This is a genomic window from Paraplanobispora takensis, assembly GCF_016863195.1.
Taxonomy (GTDB): Bacteria; Actinomycetota; Actinomycetes; order Streptosporangiales; family Streptosporangiaceae; genus Planobispora; species Planobispora takensis.
Genome location: NZ_BOOK01000027.1, coordinates 1 through 17,477, shown reverse-complemented (window position 1 = coordinate 17,477; position 17,477 = coordinate 1). Strand labels below are relative to the sequence as shown.

The window sequence follows — 17,477 nt, the reverse complement described above, 5'->3', positions numbered from 1 at the left end:
AGAGGGCCCCGCCCCTGCCGGGCGGGGCCCTCACATCAGTTGTCGGTGCAGAACAGGTGCTTGAAGCAGTTGGTCAGGCGCAGGGCCTCGGTGCCCGAGGGCTCGGTCTCCTGGAGCGCCTGCAGGTCCTCAACGTCGAAGGACATGGTCGTTCACCTCCTTGCGGATCGCCGGGGCCGCCCGGTGCGGTCCCGTGTCTTCACCGTCCCGGGACGGGAGCGGCGAGCCTGGGGCGTCGTCCGGCATCCACAGGCGGGGAAGCCGGTGACGCAGCCGGAGGAGGAAGGCGACGGTGCCTGCCGTACCTCCGAGGAAGGTCGGGGAGAAGCGGTCGTCGAGGCCGGGCACCAGGAGCCGGCCGGAGTGGTGCGCCGCCCGGGAGACCAGGCAGCCGGCCAGGTCCAGGGCCTGGCGGTGGTGGCGGTCGTCTCCGGTGAAGGCGGCCATGTCGAGCAGGAACTCGCCGTCGCCGGCCAGGCCGTGGCAGGGCACCGTCCCCGACTGCCGGCGGGTGCGGTGGACGGCGGTCGCCGCCCGGCGGGCCAGATCCAGGGCGAGCGGGTCGCCGGTGGCCTTCCAGTAGCGCACCAGGAAGGAGCCGACCCCGGAGGATCCGCTGCACCAGTGCGGCCGGCGGGGACGCGCGGTCTCCGGAGCGCCCCGCAGCGTCGGCCACCAGGCGGTGTCGCCGTCCACTTCCGCGTACGCGTACAGGGCGCGGGCGATCCCGTCCACGGTCACCGCCCAGTCCCGGCGGTTCAGGACCCGGCTCGCCTGCAGCAGCGCGGTGCCGATCCCGGCGATCCCGTGCGCGAAGCCGACGTGGTCGGCCCCGGCCAGGCCGGAGTCGAAGTCCTCGGGCGTCGGCCACCGCGGGTGCCCGTCCAGGTGGGACCGCGCGTCGTGCAGGTTGCGGAACACGGCCGTGGCGTGCTCGCGCAGGGCCGGATCGTGTGAGCCCAGCGCGACGCGCAGGACCGCCATGCCGCACCCGGCCAGCCCGTGGGTGAGGTCGGGGCCGGGGTGCTCCGCGGGCAGCCGGTGCGCCGCCCGCACCGCGAAGCGCGCCAGCCCGGGGTCGCCGATCGCCTCGGCCGCGTCGTGCAGCGCCCACACCGCGCCCGAGCGCCCGAAGTACAGGCCGGGAGGCCAGGCGTCCTCCGCCTCCAGGCGCCGCCGCAGCCAGCCGGACAGAGCGGCGACCGCTCCGGCCGTCTGCGCCACGGCGGTGGCCTGCGTCAGGACTGCCAGGAGTCCCGGGGCGCCGCCGTTGACCGAGCAGGGGTCCGTCTCGATCCCGTCGGCGGCGTCGGACCACGGCGAGAGACCGCGGTCACGCCCGTCCACCGCGGACACCAGGTGCCCGATCCCGTCGCCGATGAGCCGGTCGATCAGGTCATCGGTCCGGCGCGGAGCCGCACCGTCGGACAGGGCCGGGCCGGGGACGGCCGTCGTGTCGGGAAGCGTCGGGCCGGGGACAGTCGCGGCGTCGGGCAGGGCGGGATCGGGAACGAGTCCGGAGAGGAAGCGCTCGCACCGCCCAAGGGACCAGCGTCGCTCCGGCCCGATCGCGGTCAGGCCCTCGACGAGGGGCAGCAGCAGGGCGAGCGTCGGGTTGTCCGCCGCCACCGCCGCGGTCCAGGACGGATCCTGCGGCGCCTGCGAGGCCGGTGCGACCTGCGCGGCCGGAGGGTCCGGGTGGGCGGCGACCGACAGGAAGTACAGCAGCGCGCCGAGACCGTAGAGATCGGCGCTCGGATCCGGCGCGGGCCGGAAAGCGCCCACGTACCCGGCCAGCTCCGGTGCCAGGTAACCCTTGGTGCCGCCCACCATGACGGTGGCACCCGGCACGCTCGCGTGCTCCAGGTCGACGAGCCGGAGCTCGCCGCCGGGCAGCAGCATCACGTTGCCGGGGGACAGGTCGCCGAAAGTGTGCCCCCGGCCGTGGACGGCCTTCAGCAGCCCGACCAGCCGCCGGGCGATCGGCAGGACCGCCGCGGCGGCGTTGCCGAACCCGTTCTCGCCCAGGGGCCCGGCGTTCCCGTCGGACCAGCGTTGCAGCGTCAGACCCGGGAGGAACTCCTCTGCGAGGAAGACGTGCCCGCCCTGCTCGAAGAAGTCCACCACGGCCGGGACGGCCGCGGTCTCCGCGAGCCGCTCCAGATTGGAGCGTTCCAAGGCGATCCTGTCGCGCGCGTCCCGGCCGCCGAGGTCGGCGCACGCGTGCGGGCGGCCCTCCTTGATCACCACCTGCCGGCCGGTCGCGGTGTCCTCGGCCAGGTACACCCCGCCGCGGTTGGCGTGCCGTACGGCCTCGCGGACGACGAACCGCCCGTTGAGCGTGACCGCGGCCGGGGACGGCCGCCCGGCCGCTTTCGCCGGAGTCTCGAAGGGGCAGGTCGCGAAGGCCGGAGGGGAGAAGCGCGGGCGCCGCTCGTCGAGGACGAACCGGCCCTCGGGCGAGCGCAGCCGGATCTCGTAGCACCCGTCGTTGCCGAGCACCTTGTATCCGCCGAAGGCGCCGTAGCGGTAATGCACGATCCCGCCCGCCCGGTAGGGGCGGTCGGAGAGGATCACGGGTCCGGGCAGGCCCAGGGTCGCCTCGTCCAGGAGGGCGGCCAGGCGGACCGCCTCGGCGTCGTCACGCGGGTAGACAGTGACGAATTTGCCGGCCTGGGCGCGGCTGCAGTGCGGTTCGAGGAGCGCCCAGTAGTCGTCCAGCCGGGCCGGGAACTTGAAGGCGGATCCGGCGGCCGCCAGAACCCGGCAGACGCGGGAGAGCACCACCGGCGCCGAGAGCATGGTCGCCGAGACGTGCAGCTTCCAGCCCTGCGCGGGCATCGGGTAGGCCCGCGGCGTGACCGTGCACCAGGGGTGGGCCTCGATGACCGACCAGTCCCGCGCGTCCGCCCGGCCGAGTTCGGCCGTCACGATGTCACGGAGAACGGCACGGTCGTGCGGGCACGATTTCACGCGGGAACTCCCTCTCGGTTGTCGCGGTTCTGCCGCATGGGGCACAAGAGCGGACGACTCCCGCCGCGGGGTGCCCGGCGTCGTCGAACCAGGGCAGACACTCATCGGGCGTCCTTGCAGGACGCTTATACGCCGCTTGAACCGCAGATGAATGCGATGGGTCTACCTGAAATCGGCATTTATTTCGGCATATAACATGCCACTTACGCCACAACTTAAATGAGGGTGATGAAACGGACGAAAAACTCTTCGCCGGAAATACAGGGTGATTGCTCGGCGGAGATCAGACCCCGGCGGTGCGCCGGGCGGTGACCGGGGCGGGCGGCACGAGGCCGCGCTCGGTCCACAGGGTGCGCATCCGGTCGGGATAGTCGGTGACGATCCCGGCCACGCCCAGGTCGGCCAGCTCCGCGGCCCTGCCGGTCCCGTTGACCGTCCAGGGCACCACCGGGAGCCCGGCGGCCGCGGCCTGCCGCATGAAGGACTCGTCCACCATCACGTGCTCGGGCGAGACCGTGGTGCCCCCGGCCGCCGCCGCGGCGGCCGGGACGTCGCCGCCGAAGTCCGCCAGGTCCAGACCGTCCAGCCAGACGCTGTCGAGGGTGTCCAGCTCGATCAGCGCGTAGCGCTGCGTGCCGGGGACCAGCTCCCGCGCGATCCGCAGGATGCGCCAGTCGAAGCTGAGGATCGCCGCGCCGCCGAGCCGGTGGTGCCGGTCGAGCTCGGCGACCACCATCTCGGTGAGCTCACGCGGGTCGGCGGACAGGTCGGGCCGCGTCGGGTCGGACTTCAGCTCCACGTGCAGCCGCACGCCGTCGGCGCCGTAGGCGTCCACCAGGCCGAGCACGGCGCCCAGCGTGGGCATCCGGGTGTCGGGGACCGGGACCTGGGTGGCGGCGAAGCGGTCGTCGGGGTGCTGCGGCAGCCGTACGCCGCAGTCGAGGGTGCGCAGCTGCGCCAGGGTGAGCGAGCCGACCGGGCGGCCCACGTAGGGGAACAGCGGGTCGCCGCGGAAGGCCGGGCGGACGTCGGCGCTGGTCACCGCGGACACGGTGAGGTCGTGGGTGAGCACCAGGCGCCGGTCGGCCGTCATGGCGACGTCGAACTCCAGCGCGTCGACGCCCACTTCGAGAGCGTGGGCCAGACCGGGCAGCGTGTTCTCCGGCCGGAGCCCGCGGGCTCCCCGGTGACCGTGAATCTCGACATGCACACAGGGACTTTACCGACCCTGCGCGCGAATCCCCCGGTACGGCTCGCGCCTGATCGATCCGGATGCGAGCCGTACCGGGATGGATCTCAGATCAGCGGGCGCAGCTGGAGGGTCTCGGTGCGGCCGGGACCGACGCCGATGGCGGAGATCGGGGCGCCGCTCATCTCCTCCAGGGCCTTGACGTAGGCCCGTGCGTTGGCGGGCAGGTCCTCGAAGGACTTGGCGCCGGAGATGTCCTCCTGCCAGCCGGGGAACTCCTCGTAGATCGGCGTGGCGTGGTGGAAGTCCGTCTGGGTCATCGGGATCTCGTCGTGGCGCACGCCGTCGACCTCGTAGGCGACGCAGACCGGGATCCTCTCCAGGCCGGACAGCACGTCCAGCTTGGTGAGGAAGAAGTCGGTGACGCCGTTGATCCGGGTGGCGTAGCGGGCGATGACCGCGTCGAACCAGCCGCAGCGGCGGTTGCGGCCGGTGGTCACGCCGTACTCGCCGCCGGTGGTGCGCAGCCACTCGCCCATCTCGTCGTCGAGCTCGGTCGGGAACGGGCCGGAGCCGACGCGCGTGGTGTAGGCCTTGAGGATGCCGATCACCCGGGTCAGCCGGGTCGGCGGGATGCCGGCGCCGGAGCAGGCGCCGCCCGAGGTGGGCGAGGAGGAGGTGACGAACGGGTAGGTGCCGTGGTCGATGTCGAGCAGGTTGCCCTGCCCGCCCTCCAGCAGCACGACCTTGCCCTCGTCCAGCGCCCGGCTCAGGATCAGCGAGGTGTCGGCGATGTGCGGCTTGAGGCGCTCGGCGTAGCCGAGGTACTCCTCCAGCACCTGGGCCGGGTCGAGCCCGCGCCGGTTGTAGATCTTGGTGAGGATCTGGTTCTTCTCGTTGAGGGCGATCTCGATCTTCTTCTGCAGGATGCCCGGGTCGAGCAGGTCCTGGACCCGGATGCCCATCCGGTAGATCTTGTCGCCGTAGGCCGGGCCGATGCCCCGGCCGGTCGTGCCGATCTTGGCCTTGCCGAGGTAACGCTCGCTGACCTTGTCGATGGCCTTGTGGTGGGGCATGATCAGGTGCGCGTTGGCCGAGATCAGCAGCCGCTCCGAGGAGACCCCGCGGGCCTCCAGTCCCTCGATCTCGCTCAGCAGCACGCCGGGGTCGACGACGACGCCGTTGCCGATGACCGGGATGACGTTCGGTGACAGCACTCCCGTCGGCAGCAGGTGCAGGGCGTACTTCTGGTCGCCGATGACGACCGTGTGGCCCGCGTTGTTCCCGCCCTGGTATCTGACGACATAGTCAACCTGGTCGCCGAGCAGGTCGGTGGCCTTACCCTTGCCCTCGTCGCCCCACTGGGCGCCGAAGAGAACGACAGCCGGCATCGTTGTTCTCCCACTGAAAACCGAAAACCCCTGGCGCAATCGCGACAGGGGCTCTTGCGAGGAGAGAATACCCGACCGGGTCGGAAATGGGGATCTCCCACCTCACGGAGGGAGATCCCGCGCGTCAGCGGCCGCTCAGCTCGTCGTACGCCTCGGGGCTGGAGTCCTTCAGGAACTGCGTGCAGCGCTCGGCCTCGTCCTTCTCGCCGATGGCCTGGGCGGCGCGCGCCAGCGCGTTCAGGCAGCGCAGGAACCCGCGGTTGGGCTCGTGCTCCCAGGGGATCGGGCCGTGGCCCTTCCACCCGGCGCGGCGCAGCTGGTCCAGGCCCCGGTGATAGCCGGTGCGGGCGAACGCGTACGAGGTCACCGCGTGGCCCGCGGCGAAGTACTCGTCGGCGAGTGCGCCCCACGCGGCGGAGTAGGAGGGAAAGCGCGCGGCGACGTCGGAGGCCTGGGCGCCGCTCTCCATGGCCTCCCTGGCCTCGACCATGTCCGGCAGGTGGGTGGGCGGAGGCCCGGCGAGGAGGTTCTCGTGCGATTCCATACTCATGTCCTATCTGGTGCACCCGGATCGGCCAAGACCGGCCCCCGGAGAGTGCTCCGGGGGCCGGCGCGTCGCGCGCGGACGCGACGCAGGCTCAGGCTCAGGCGAGCTTGGTGCCCGCGGACTTCAGGTGCTGGCACGCCTCCACGATACGGGCGGCCATGGACGCCTCGGCGGCCTTGCCGTACGAGCGCGGGTCGTAGGCCTTCTTGTTGCCCACCTCCCCGTCCACCTTGAGCACGCCGTCGTAGTTGCTGAACATGTGCGCGGCGATCGGGCGGGTGAAGGCGTACTGGGTGTCGGTGTCGATGTTCATCTTGACCACGCCGTAGGAGATCGCCTCGTGGATCTCCTCCAGCAGCGAGCCGGAGCCGCCGTGGAAGACCAGGTCGAACGGCTTCTCCTTGCCGTACTTGGCGCCGACGGCGTCCTGGATCTCCTTGAGCACGCTCGGGCGGAGCTTGACGTGGCCGGGCTTGTAGACGCCGTGCACGTTGCCGAAGGTCGCGGCGAGCATGTAACGGCCCTTGTCGCCGACGCCCACGGCCTCGGCGGTCGCCAGGGCGTCCTCGGCGGTGGTGTAGAGCTTCTCGTTGATCTCGCCGACGACGCCGTCCTCCTCGCCGCCGACGACGCCGATCTCCATCTCCATGACGATCCTCGCACGGGCGCACTTCTCGATGAGCTCCTGCGCGATTTCGAGGTTCTCCTCCAGCGGTACGGCGGAGCCGTCCCACATGTGCGACTGGAACAGCGGGTCCTGCCCCCTGGCCACCCGCTCCAGGGAGATGTCGATCAGCGGGCGCATGAAGCCGTCCAGCTTGTCCTTGGGACAGTGGTCGGTGTGCAACGCGACCGTCACGGGGTACTTCGCCGCGACGACACGGGCGTACTCCGCCAGCGCCGTCGCACCGGTCACCATGTCCTTCACCGTGCTGCCCGACAGGAACTCGGCGCCGCCGGTGGAAACCTGGATGATGCCGTCGCTCTCCGCCTCGGCGAAACCTCGCAGGGCGGCGTTCAAGGTCTGGGACGAGGTCACGTTGATCGCCGGATAGGCGAAACCGCCGGCCTTGGCACGGTCGAGCATCTCAGCGTAGATCTCTGGGGTAGCGATAGGCATCGGGTTCATCTCCCTGGAGACGGCGGGCTCTGATCGGAGGGCCTGGCCGGGGGCCCGGCCCTCCCGGGTCAGTATTCCTGTTTCCCCTTCCCGCGGGTAGGTTCGCCGCAGCTTCGCGCCAAGCGAACGCCCGCTCCGCCGCCCGCCCCCGTCCGGCCCTCGTCCGGCCGTGCGGAACCGGTCGTCGCTCCTGCCACATATGGCGGGTCAGTCGTGAGATTCCTTCACTTACCGCTAACCTCCACTGTGTGGGACGCCACAGGTCTGACCCGATGGGCATCGCCCGCCTGGCACTGGCCGTGTCAGGGGTGCTGGCGCTGCTGTCCATGATCGTGGTTGGAATCCTCTCCCTGGCCGGCGCGCTCGACGCGGACTCCGCACCGGCCTCCTCCACGCCCACCCCCATGGCCGCCTCCTCCTCCGTCCCGTCCGGGCGGGCGCCCACGGTGCTCGTCGAGTGCCTGCAGGAGCGCTGTCCCACGGTCTTCCTGAAGGTCGCGGGCGGAGACGTGCTGCTCAACAGGGAGATGGCCCGCGGCGAGCAGATCCAGTCCTTCGACGAGAAGGTGGACGTCGTGCTGACCGACTCGTCGTCCGTCCGCGTCCAGGTGAACGGCCGGGCCCGCATCCCCGGGGAGGCCGGGGAACGCCAGGAGTTCACCGCCACCAGGCAATAGGGGACGAGTGCCCGGGACCGAAGCGGTCCCGGGCGTGTCGCGGCGGCCGGAGACGGGGGTTCGAGGCCGGGACCGGGGGCCTCAGGCCAGGCCCAGATCCCGCAGGTCGTAGGCGGTCCGGTACGGCAGGCCGGCCTCGGCGACGGCCGCGGCGGCCCCCCGGTCCACGATCGTGGCCACCGCCACGACCTCGGCGCCCGCCTCGCGCAGCGCCTGCACCGCGGTCAGCGGGGACCCGCCGGTGGTGGAGGTGTCCTCGACCGCCAGCACCCGGCGTCCGGCGACGTCGGGCCCCTCGATGCGGCGCTGCATGCCGTGCGCCTTCTGCGACTTGCGGACCACGAAGGCGTCCAGCGCGCGGCCCCGGGCCGCCGCGGCGTGCAGCATGGCCGTGGCCACCGGGTCGGCCCCCAGGGTCAGGCCGCCCACGGCGTCGTAGTCGAGGTCCTCGGTGAGATCCAGCATGACCCGGCCCACCAGCGGCGCCGCCGTCCCGTCAAGGGTGATCCGGCGCAGGTCGATGTAGAAGTCCGCCTCCTTGCCGGAGGACAGGACGACCTTCCCGTGCACCACGCCCTTGCTCTTGATCTCGGCCAGCAGGTTCTCACGATCACTCATGGCACCAAGCGTAGGGCCGCCCCGCCCGTCGTCCCCGCCCGCCGTCCGCCCACCGCCCCCGCCCACCGCCCCCGGCCGCCGGCCCCGGCCGCCGGGGGAGCCGCGGGCGGGTAAAGCGCGGCACCCGGTTTAGCAACGGAGGGAACTGCGGAATGAACCGGTGCGGCAACGCTGAGTAATCGTGAGGTCACAATGAGTATGGATGCGTCCCAAAGCGACGCCGAGCTGCTCGCCGCCATCCGGAGCGGGAACGCGGCGGCCTACGTCGGCCTCTACGAGAGGCACGCGGCGGCGGCGCGGACGCTGGCCCGTCAGCTCGTTCTGAGCCCGGTCGAGGCGGAGGACGTGGTGGCGGAGACGTTCACCAGGATCCTCGACCTGATCAGGCGGGGCGGCGGCCCCGAGGAGGCCTTCCGCCCCTACCTGCTGACCGCGCTGCGCCGTACGGTCTACGAACGCGGCCGGAGTGACACCGGGCGCGGCGGCGCGGAGATCGAGCTGTTCGACCCCGGGGTGCCCTTCGTGGACCCCGCGCTGACCGGTCTGGAACGCTCGCTGGTGGCCAGGGCCTTCCTGTCGCTGCCCGAGCGCTGGCAGCTCGTCCTGTGGCACACCGAGGTCGAACGGGCCAGGGCCGCCGACGCCGCCCTACTGCTCGGCCTGCCGGCCGACAGCGTGGAGGCCCTGGCCTACCAGGCGCTCGAAGGGATGCGCCAGGCGTGCCTGCGCACCCACATGGCCGAGACGCCCCGGCAGGGCTGCCGCTCGGTGGTGGCCAAGATGGGCGCCTACGTGCGCGGCGGCCTGACCAAGCGGGAGAGCCGGACGGTCGACCGGCACGTGGAGGGGTGCGCCGACTGCCGCGTGATCTTCATGGAGCTGTCCGACGTCAGCCAGGGCCTGCGCGTCATCGTCGGCCCCCTCATCGCCGGCCCGGTCATGGGCTCCTACCTGGCGGCGCTGGGCAAGACCGACCACACGGGCGGCTTCCTCGGCGGAGTGATCGGCTGGGGACGGGAGCCCGGCAGGGGCCGGCAGGCCGCCGCGGTCTGCGGCGCCGTCGTCGCGCTCGCCATGGCGATCGTACTCGTGCTGATCACGGTGGCCGATCCGGCGGTCTTCACCCGCTCCCGGTCCTCCACCCCGATACCGGCCCCGATCGTGGCGCAGCCCGAATCCGGCCCCGGCGACCCGCCCGCCCCGCCACGGGAGACCGGGGCGCAGGAGACGGAATCGGCGGAGGCGGTGCCGTCGGGGACGGCGCCCTCTGAGACAGCGCCGTCGGGGGCAGAGCCGTCGGGGGCGACGCCGCAGCCGAGCGGGTCGGCGACCGCGTCCCCGCCGATCCGGTGGCGGTCCGGAGTCGGCCTCCCGCCGCTGCCGCCCTCCTCGCCCGCGCCGCTCCTGCCCGCCCCGCCCGCGCCGCTCCTGCTGGCCAGCGTCGACCCGCTCGGCGCGCTGGTCAGGTCCGAGTCCGGCATGCTGGCCGTACGGCTGCGCAACGCGGGCACGGCGGGCAGCGCGCCGCTCGTGGCGTGGGTCGGCCTGCCGTCCGGGGTGACGATGGCCCCGGCCGCCCGCCGCGCGCACGCCACCGTCTCCGGCGGGGCCGTCGGCACGGTCGACGGCTGGTCGTGCCGGGCCGTGCGGACGGGCGCGCGCTGCGCCCGCGGCCCGCTGGGTCCCGGCCACTCCACCACGGTCTTCCTGCGGGTGCTGGTCTCCTCACGGGCCAGGGAGGGCGCCGTCCCCTCGGCGCGGATCACCGGCGCGGGCAGGGTGATCACGGCGACCTCGGCGAGCGGGGTGCGCGCCGCCGGGGCCCCCGCGCGCTTCGCCGCCGACGGCCGGGTGACCACCGCCGCGATCGGCAACACCCTGGTGGCGCCCGGACCCGCCCCCGCGACCCGGGTCCGGGCGCGGGCGACCGCCGACCAGGGCTGCGGGGACGTACCGGGGAAGGGCGGCGCCGAGGCTCCGGAGCCCGCCGCGGGACCGCGGCCCCTCGACCGGGACGGGGATCCCGCGACGAGGAGTTCGAGCGCGGCGCGGCTGGCGCTGCCCCGGCGCAGCAGGGTCGTCTGGGCGGGCCTGTACTGGTCGTCGGGCGTGCCCGCCGGGCCGGTCAAGTTCAAGGTCCCCGGGGCGGAGGAGTACACGCGGATCAGGGCCGCCCGGACGATGGAGCAGGAGCTGCCGGAGGGCCGGGCCTACCAGTCCTTCGCCGACGTGACCCGGCTGGTGCGCGGGCTGCGCGGGCGCTACTGGGTGGCCGACGTCCCGGCGGGCTCCGGCGCCGTCCGGCACGCGGGCTGGAGCCTGGTGGTCATCGCGGCCGACCCGCGCCGGCCGTACGGCCGGGCCGTGGTGGTCGACACCTTCACCGCGGTCGGCCGGGGCAGGCCCGCGCGGATCCCGCTCGACGGGCTCATCGCCTCCGCCGCGCCCGCGCGGGTGGACCTGGTGGCGTGGGGCGGCGAGGCCGGGGTGCGGGGAGACCGGGTGAGGGTGGGCCGCGGCGCCCCGCTCCGCCCCGAGAGCGGCGGCCGGGAGCCGGGTGACGTCTTCGACGGCTCCGCCACCGGGGCGCTCGGGACGGTCCTGACCTCGGGTGTGGACGTCGACGGTTTCCGGGTGGCGCTGGGCCGCAAACCGGTGCTCAGGGTGAGCGGCGGACGCGACGCGGTCCTGTTCGGAGTGGCCGTCGTCAACGTGCAGGCCCGTTCGTAATGAACGGCCTCAGGAACGGGACAAACTGGTACGGTCTGCGTAAACGCTCTGGCAGATGGTCGGGCGAGGGGCGAATCGTCGGGATTCACCTTCGGACGATCAGTTGCTTGATTACCCTGAGAAAGGGCCGCCTGTCCGGTCTCTCGGGGCGCTTTCAGGCTTGTCTGAGACGTACGGTCGGGCCACGTAGGAAGGGCGGTGTCGCGTGGATCGCTGCGCGCTGTTCGTGGACGCTGGCTACCTTCTGGCCGACGGCGCGATGGCTGCACACGGAACCCGCCACCGTGAGGCGGTCTCCTGGGACTATCCGGGCCTGATCCAGCTGCTCACCGACCTGTCCAGGGAGCGCACCGGCCTGCCGCTGCTGCGCTGCTACTGGTACGAGGCGACCGTCGAGGGCCGGCACACCGCCGAGCACGACACGCTGGCCGACATCCCGGGCCTCAAGCTCCGCCTGTCGCGCATCCGCCCGGGCCGCAGGGAGGGTGTGGACGCACAGGTCCACCGCGACCTGATGACGCTGGCCCGCAACAACGCGATCTGCGACGCGGTCGTGGTCAGCGGCGACGAGGACCTGGCCCAGGTCGTCTGCGACGCCCAGGACCTCGGCATCCGGATCACCGTGGTGCACATCGGCGCCGACGGCGGCTGGGCCGTCTCCCGCTCGCTCCGCCAGGAGTGCGACGACCTCATCGAGATCGGCGGCGGCCATCTGCGTCCGTACGTCACCCTGCGCACCGGCGTCGCCGAGCTCCCCGCCCTGTCCAACGGCACCTCCTCCAGCAACGGCCACCAGTCCACCGGCGTCACCCCCTCCCTCAACAGCGGCCCGTCGTCCCTCAACGGCCCCGCCCCGCTGGGCAACGGCCCCTCCCTCAGCGGCCCGGCCCCGCTCGGCGGCTCCTCCCTCGGAGCGAGCCGCGGCTCCACCGGCCCCACCCCTCTCGGCACCGGCACCGGCCTGCCGTCGGGCAACGGCGTCCCCGGCAGCGCCTCCGCCCCGCCGGACCAGCCCTCCCGCCCGTCCCAGCCCGCGCTGCCCGTCTACCCGAGCTACCCGCCGGAGTCCCCGACCACCTCGCCCTCGCCCGCGGTCTCCGCGTCCTCTCCTCCTCCCGCGGCCCCCACGGGCCCGCAGTACGCCTCGGGCAACACCGGCAACATGCCTGCCTACCAGCCCGTCGGCCCCTACACCGGCCCCCAGGCGGCCCCCGTCCCGATCCAGAGCGCCTCGACGAGCAGCACGACCACCCTGGCGGAGGCGGTGAAGGCCGCCCACACGGAAGGCCACGACTTCGGCGAGTCCGTCGCCAAGGACGCCCCCGCCCTGTGGCTGGAAGCCGTCCTGGCCCGCAAACCCCGCATGCCCTCCGACCTCGAAGCCCGCCTCCTCCAGGGCTCCTCCCTCCCGATCGACTTCCTCCTCCACGACGAAGTCCGCCACGCCCTGCGCCGCGGCTTCTGGGACGCCCTGGAACAAGCCCGCCGCTGAGGCATGCCCGGTGAATCATGAGAGCCGGTCCACGGTGACGACCAGCAGGATCCGGCTGCGGTAGACGGCCGCGCGCCTGGCGTACCCGGCAGGCCGGCGCGTGTCACGGGCACTGCGGGCCTTGTCGGCGATCACCCGAAAGCACCGGCAGCGGGCGTCCACCGCTCCGTCCAGACCCGCTTCCTCGGCCTGCCCGGCCGGCCGGGAACAGGACGTCTTGGCAGGCCCGCGAACCTGACGGCTCCGTCGCCCGACTGTACTGGCGGGCGACGGGAGGACGAGATGACCGACGAACTGCTGGTACTGCGATGCCAGCTCGGTGAGCCTGAAGCGCTCACCGAGCTGGTACGCGACTGGCACATACCGGTGTGGAACTACGTGCGCGGCATGCTGGGCGCCGACCGGGCCGACGACGTGACCCAGGAGATCTGGCTGGCGGTGATCCGCGGGCTGCCCCGGCTGAGGACGCCCGGTCGGTTCGCGCCCTGGCTTTTCACGATCGCCAGACGGGCTGTGACCGATCGGCTGCGCCAGGAGTACAGCGTGACCGAGGTGTGCGCGCAAGAGGAGCCGGTCACCGAGGACGCGGCCGGGGCCCTGGTGGACCGTGCCGGACTCGTCGCCGCCCTGTCGGGCCTGCCGGTCCGCGAACGTGAGGTCCTCGTACTGTTCTACCTGGAGGACCTCACGTTGGAGGACTGCGCCGAGATCTGTGCCGTACCGGTCGGCACGGTCAAGTCACGGCTCAACCGCGCCCGCCGCATGCTGCGCGACCATCTGACGGAGGAAGGGTCGAAGCGATGAATGACGAGCCGAACCTGTCGGCCGAGGAAATGATCGAGCGGCTGGCGCCGATGCTGTCTCCCCGGCAACGCCTGCGCGGGATCGTGGCCCTGGTGAGCGGGTCGGCCGGGACGATCTGCCTGGCATCGCTGTGGGTGACAGAGCCCACTGCGCTGCCTGGCCATACCCGCTTTGCCTTCGCCGCTTTCATCCTGCTCTGCCTGGCATGGGCCGGATACGGTGGCTGGGTGGTCGCCCGGCAGACACCTCTGTTCGCCCTGGACCGGGTGATCGCGGCGTGGATCACCCTGACCGCCTCGATCACGACAAGCGCGATCATCATCGCGGTCGCCGCCGATCGGGGCTCCGGCCTCATCCCGGCTCTGCCGGCCGGAGCCGTTCTCATCGCCGCATCGGCCGCGCTCGTCCTACGGGCACATATCCGGCGTGCCATGCTGCTGCGCCGCAAGCGGGAGCTGACCGGAAGGGATACGCCGTGAACGCCCGGCCAGATCCGTCCGGTCCGGCCACCGGCATGACGGCGAGGCGCTGGGCCGCTCCCGGGGCAGGCCGAGGAGGCGGGTCTGGACGAAGCGGTGGATGCCTGCTGCCGGCGGTGATCCTCACGCCCGGCCAGGCCTGAGACGGCCGGCCGGAACGCCCGCCCGCACAGCACGACCATGCCTCCCACCCCGACAGCCCGACCTCGCCCACCGAAGCCGCCCGCCGTACAGACGGCGCCGAGCACCGCCGTTCCAGCGCCTCGCCGTACCGGCGCCGGTGCCTTGCTCAGCATCCGCGCCGTACCGGCGCCCGGTGGGGTCAGGTCAGGGCGTCGAAGCCGGAGCGGAGGTGGCTGACGCGGTCGGTGAGGTCGGACAGGGGGCCGGTGAGGGCGGGATCGTTGGTTTTGGCGGCCACCTCGCGGACGCGGGTGAGTTCGGTTTCGACGGCGCTGAGGCGGCGGGAGAGTTCGGGGAGCACGGCGGCCTGGTCGGCGGCCTTGCCGGGAGGGAGTTCGGTGGTGAGGCGTTCGCGGAGCATGGAGGCCTGTTCGGCCAGGCGGCGGTTCATGTTGTAGAGCTCGACGAACACCGAGACCTTGGCCCGCAGGACCCAGGGGTCGAACGGCTTGGTCAGGTAGTCGACGGCGCCGGCGGCGTAGCTGCGGAAGGCGTAGTCGGGGGCGCTGTCGACCACGGTCAGGAAGATGATCGGGATGTTGCGCGTGCGTTCACGGCGTTTGATGTGGGACGCGGTCTCGAACCCGTCCATGCCGGGCATGCGCACGTCGAGCAGGATCAGCGCGAACTCGTTGCTGAGCAAGGCCTTGAGCGCCTCCTCCCCCGACCGGGCGCGGACCGGCGCCAGATCGAGAGAGCTGAGAATGGCCTCAAGGGCGATCAGGTTCTCCTCCCGGTCGTCGACCAGGAGAATCTTGGCTCTGTCGGGCATCGATCACGCCCCTTCGTGCGAGTCGCTGGTGGCCCGGCCGCGAGCGAGCCATCCGCGCAGCCGTTCAAGCAGGCGGTCGACGTCGACGGGCTTGGGCACGTAGTCCGAAGCACCGGAAGCGATGCTTTTCTCCCGGTCTCCCTGCATGACCTTAGCGGTAAGCGCGATGATCGGCAGGTCGGCGAACTGCGGCATCTGACGGATCGCGGACGTGGTGGCCCAGCCGTCCATCTCCGGCATCATGATGTCCATCAGGACCAGCGCGACGTCCTCGTTGCGTTCGAGCTGCTCGATGCCCTCGCGCCCGTTCTCGGCGAAGACCACCGTGGCGCCGTGCCGCTCCAGCACGCTGGTCAGCGCGAAGACGTTGCGGATGTCGTCGTCGACGATCAGGATCTTGGCCCCGCCGAGCGGGTCGTCGCCGGTCCAGCCCTGACTGCCGTTCTCCGGCAGGTGCGGGAGCGGCAGGGCGGCCAGCTCGGTCTCCGGCATCGGGATCTCCGGCAGGTCGGTCACGGCCTCCGGACCGCTGAGGATGATCTGGTCGGGGGACCCGCCGATGCTCGGTGTGGCGGCTCCGCCGTCGCGGGCGGCCAGCGGGCCTCCGTAGGACGGCGGGAGATACAAGGTGAAGGTGCTGCCCCCGCCCACCTCGCTGATCACGTGGATCTCACCGCCGAGCAGGCGGGCGATCTCGCGGCAGATGGACAGGCCCAGGCCGGTCCCGCCGTACTTGCGGCTGGTCGTGCCGTCGGCCTGCCGGAACGCCTCGAAGATGACCTCCAGCTTGTCGGCCGCGATGCCGATGCCGGTGTCCACCACCTCGAAGGCCAGGATGCCGCCGGCGTCGCGCAGGGTCTCGTCCACGAACGCCACGTCGGGCTGGGCGTGGATCACGCGGAGCCGTACCTCGCCGTTGGGAGTGAACTTGATCGCGTTGGAGAGCAGGTTGCGCAGCACCTGCTGCAGGCGCTGCTCGTCGGTGCGCAGTTCCTGCGGGACCGACGGGTCCACCTGGACCGCGAACGACAGGCCCTTGTCCTGGGCCAGCGGGGCGAAGGTGGACTCCAGGTAGTCGACGAGCTTGGGCAGGGAGATCTGCTGGGGGTGGATGTCCATCCGCCCGGCCTCGACCTTGGACAGGTCGAGGATGTCGTTGATGAGCTGGAGCAGCGCGGAACCGGCGCCGTGGATGGTCCTGGCGAACTCGACCTGCTGGGCGGTGAGGTTGCCCTCGGTGTTCTCGGTCAGCAGTTTGGCCAGCACCAGCAGGCTGTTGAGCGGGGTGCGCAGCTCGTGCGACATGTTGGCGAGGAACTCGGACTTGTAGCGCGAGGAGATGGCGAGCTGCTCCGCGCGCTCCTCCAGGGTCCGGCGGGCCTGCTCGATCTGGAAGTTCTGGATCTCGATGGCCCGGTTCTGCTTGGCCAGCAGCGCGGCCTTGTCCTCCAGCTCGGCGTTGGAGCGGCGCAGCTCCTCCTGCTGGCGCTGGAGCTCGTCGGAGCGTTCCCGCAGCTCGGTGGTCAGGCGCTGCGACTCGGTGAGCAGGTCCTCGGTCCGGGAGTTGGCGATGATCGTGTTCATCGTGACGCCGATGGTCTCGACGAGCTGGGTCAGCAGGTCGTGGTGGATCTCGCTGAACTCCTCGAAGGAGGCCAGCTCCAGAACGCCGAGCACCTGGGACTCGAACAGGATCGGCATGACGACGATCTGCGCGGGCACCGAGCTGCTCAGGCCGCTGTCCACGGTGAGATAGCGGGCCGGGACGTTGCCCAGGAGGATCCGCTTGCCCTCCATGGCGGCCTGGCCGACGATGCCCTCGCCGGTGGCGAAGCGCTGGCGGGGGCCGACGCCGGGGCGGGTGCCGTACCCGGCGATGAGGTGGAGGTCGTGGTCGCCGGTGGGCTCGGCGAGGTAGAAGGCGCCGTAGTTCGCCGAGACCAGCGGGGTCAGCTCGCTCATGATGAGCTTGGCGACCTCCATCAGGTCGCGGTGGCCCTGCATGAGCCGGGAGATCCGGGCCAGGTTGGACTTCAGCCAGTCCTGCTCCTGGTTGGCCGTGGTGGTGGCGCGCAGTACGGACACCATCGTGTTGATGTTGTCCTTGAGCTCGCCGATCTCCCCCTCGGCGTCGACGCTGATCGAGCGGGTCAGGTCGCCCTGGGCGACGGCGGTGGTGACCTCGGCGATCGCGCGCACCTGGGTGGTGAGGCGGCCGGCGAGCTCGTTCACGCTCTCGGTGAGGCGCTTCCAGATGCCCTCGGCGCCCTCCACCCGGGCCTGGCCGCCGAGCTTGCCCTCGGAGCCCACCTCGCGGGCCACCCGGGTGACCTCCGCGGCGAAGCTGGACAGCTGGTCGACCATGGTGTTGATGGTGGTCTTCAGCTCCAGGATCTCGCCCTGCGCGTTCACGTCGATCTTGCGGGTGAGGTTTCCGCGCGCGACGGCGGTGGTGACCTCGGCGATGTTGCGGACCTGGGTGGTCAGGTTGTTGGCCATGAC

Annotated in this window: 14 protein-coding genes; 5 read left to right on the top strand and 9 right to left on the bottom strand. The window is 72.0% G+C overall.

The window, feature by feature from the left end; translation table 11 throughout:
• Positions 1–35 precede the first annotated feature (35 nt).
• The 6 genes from Pta02_RS18080 to fbaA all read right to left on the bottom strand — a co-directional run bounded on the left by Pta02_RS18080 (position 36) and on the right by fbaA (position 7,220).
• The gene (locus Pta02_RS18080) at positions 36–146 is read right to left on the bottom strand and encodes an ALQxL family class IV lanthipeptide (protein WP_203876026.1); all 111 of its coding nucleotides are present in this window, start codon (positions 144–146) and stop codon (positions 36–38) included.
• Positions 130–2,973, bottom strand: a complete 2,844-nt coding sequence (gene lanL / locus Pta02_RS18075; RefSeq protein WP_203876025.1) for a class IV lanthionine synthetase LanL — start codon at positions 2,971–2,973, stop codon at positions 130–132. Before lanL ends, Pta02_RS18080 begins: the two co-directional genes overlap by 17 nt.
• A gap of 283 nt (positions 2,974–3,256) precedes the next feature.
• On the bottom strand, positions 3,257–4,183 hold the full coding sequence (locus Pta02_RS18070) for a glycerophosphodiester phosphodiesterase family protein (RefSeq protein ID WP_203876024.1): 927 nt from the start codon (positions 4,181–4,183) through the stop codon (positions 3,257–3,259).
• Positions 4,184–4,269: 86 nt separating this feature from the next.
• Positions 4,270–5,553, bottom strand: a complete 1,284-nt coding sequence (locus Pta02_RS18065; protein WP_203876023.1) for an adenylosuccinate synthase — start codon at positions 5,551–5,553, stop codon at positions 4,270–4,272.
• 124 nt (positions 5,554–5,677) lie between these two features.
• Entirely contained in the window at positions 5,678–6,097 is a 420-nt protein-coding gene (locus tag Pta02_RS18060) for a DUF3151 domain-containing protein (RefSeq protein ID WP_203876022.1), read from the bottom strand.
• 100 nt (positions 6,098–6,197) lie between these two features.
• Positions 6,198–7,220, bottom strand: coding sequence for a class II fructose-bisphosphate aldolase (gene fbaA, locus Pta02_RS18055; RefSeq protein WP_203876021.1), 1,023 nt, complete (start codon positions 7,218–7,220; stop codon positions 6,198–6,200).
• Between the two features lie 248 nt (positions 7,221–7,468).
• Between fbaA and Pta02_RS18050 the strand changes: the two genes are divergently transcribed.
• A complete protein-coding gene (locus Pta02_RS18050; RefSeq protein WP_203876020.1) occupies positions 7,469–7,897 on the top strand; it encodes a hypothetical protein in 429 nt (142 codons plus the stop codon).
• A gap of 81 nt (positions 7,898–7,978) precedes the next feature.
• On the opposite strand, the gene pyrE is transcribed toward Pta02_RS18050, so the two are convergent.
• Positions 7,979–8,515, bottom strand: a complete 537-nt coding sequence (pyrE, locus tag Pta02_RS18045; protein WP_203876019.1) for an orotate phosphoribosyltransferase — start codon at positions 8,513–8,515, stop codon at positions 7,979–7,981.
• A gap of 198 nt (positions 8,516–8,713) precedes the next feature.
• Between pyrE and Pta02_RS18040 the strand changes: the two genes are divergently transcribed.
• The 4 genes from Pta02_RS18040 (at position 8,714) to Pta02_RS18025 (ending at position 14,020) form a co-directional block, all read left to right on the top strand.
• On the top strand, positions 8,714–11,245 hold the full coding sequence (locus Pta02_RS18040) for a zf-HC2 domain-containing protein (RefSeq protein WP_203876018.1): 2,532 nt from the start codon (positions 8,714–8,716) through the stop codon (positions 11,243–11,245).
• 205 nt (positions 11,246–11,450) lie between these two features.
• A complete protein-coding gene (locus Pta02_RS18035) occupies positions 11,451–12,737 on the top strand; it encodes an NYN domain-containing protein (protein ID WP_203876017.1) in 1,287 nt (428 codons plus the stop codon).
• Between the two features lie 282 nt (positions 12,738–13,019).
• Positions 13,020–13,541, top strand: a complete 522-nt coding sequence (locus Pta02_RS18030; protein WP_203876016.1) for an RNA polymerase sigma factor — start codon at positions 13,020–13,022, stop codon at positions 13,539–13,541.
• Positions 13,538–14,020 (top strand): hypothetical protein, encoded by a 483-nt coding sequence (locus Pta02_RS18025; protein WP_203876015.1) that lies wholly within the window; start codon positions 13,538–13,540, stop codon positions 14,018–14,020. Before Pta02_RS18030 ends, Pta02_RS18025 begins: the two co-directional genes overlap by 4 nt.
• Positions 14,021–14,342: 322 nt before the next feature.
• Here the strand turns inward: Pta02_RS18025 and Pta02_RS18020 are convergent, their stop codons facing one another.
• Positions 14,343–14,975: a response regulator gene (locus tag Pta02_RS18020; protein WP_203876014.1), complete on the bottom strand. Its 633-nt coding sequence runs from the start codon at positions 14,973–14,975 to the stop codon at positions 14,343–14,345.
• A 3-nt stretch (positions 14,976–14,978) separates the two neighbouring features.
• The coding region (locus Pta02_RS18015) for a hybrid sensor histidine kinase/response regulator (RefSeq protein ID WP_203876013.1) at positions 14,979–17,477 on the bottom strand (2,499 nt) is incomplete at its 5' end.